Origin of the sequence: Italian clover phyllody phytoplasma str. MA1 (assembly GCF_000300695.1) — a bacterium.
GTDB lineage: Bacteria > Bacillota_I > Bacilli_A > Acholeplasmatales > Acholeplasmataceae > Phytoplasma.
In genome coordinates, this window is sequence record NZ_AKIM01000137.1 from 1 (window position 1) to 1204 (window position 1204).

At 26.5% G+C, this 1204-nt stretch carries 2 protein-coding genes; both read left to right on the forward strand.

From position 1 onward, the window contains the following. Positions 1-56: 56 nt before the first annotated feature. A complete protein-coding gene (locus tag RI01_RS03315) occupies positions 57-653 on the forward strand; it encodes an IS3 family transposase (protein WP_017193186.1) in 597 nt (198 codons plus the stop codon). Between the two features lie 7 nt (positions 654-660). Continuing rightward, the coding region (locus tag RI01_RS02975) for an IS3 family transposase (RefSeq protein WP_017193187.1) at positions 661-1204 on the forward strand (544 nt) is incomplete at its 3' end.

Genomic DNA, 1204 nt, shown 5'->3' on the forward strand with positions numbered 1-1204 from the left:
TTTTTTATAATAAAAATAGGTTAATAAAATAAAGAAGGGACTTCTTTTTTTTACTTATGACAACAAAACAACATCATTATGATTTAAATACCAAATTAAAGGTTATTTTTGCGAAAAAAGAAGGTTTATTAAGCAACAAACAAATTCAAACCCAATATAAGATCAAAAATAAAACTCAAATATATCAATGGCTGATTTGGTTTGATAAGCAACAACTTCATCGCTTGCAACAACCCAAAGGTAAACAATATAAATATAATAAAGGTATTTATGCTAATAAAAACGAAGTAGCCCTACAAGCTTTTAAAGCCGCTATTAAAAAAAAATTAGGTGTTAACCCGAAAAAAAATAAAAAAATTTATTTTGCCATCATTCATGAATATAAAGAAAAAATTCCTTTAAACCAACTTTTAAGATGGTTAGGTTTAGCCAAAACGACTTATTATCGTTGGTTAAAACAAAGTTTTAAACCACAATTCTTAACTCCTGTAGAAAACGCGATTATTAAAATATGTAAAAGAAATCGTCGTTTTGGTAAATTTATTTTAGGTTATCGTAAAGTTCACCATAAATTACTTAAAATAGGTTTTAAAATAAACCCTAAAACCGTTTTAAAAAAAATGAAGCAGTTTTATTTATTATGTAACCATTAAAAATAAATTGCAAAAACATATCCTTAAAAAATCACCTCTTTCGGATTTAAATTTATTACAAAATAATTTTTATGCTTCTGGACCTTATGAGAAATTATGTACTGATATTACTACTTTAATCTATGGACCTCAATACGGAAAAAAACTTTATTTATCAGCGATTATGGATTTATATAACCGAGAAATTATTGCTTATACCATAGCCGATAAACAAGATCTGTCTTTAGTTATGCACACTTTAGAACAGTTAAAACCCTTAAAACAATCATGTGTGTTTCATTCTGACCAAGGCGGCCAATATACTGCTAAACAATTTAAAACTATTTTAAAACAAAAAGGATATCAACAAAGTTTCTCCGATGTCGGCATCCCTTCCCAAAACGCTTGTATTGAGTCTTTTTGGGCTAATTTAAAAGGAGAAAAACTTTATTTAAGTGATTTAGAAAACATGAATACTAAAAAAATGAAAAACATGGTGCATGAATACATTCTTTTTTATAATCAAAAAAGAATGATGCAAAGTTTAAAATATTTTTCGCCGCAATTATTAA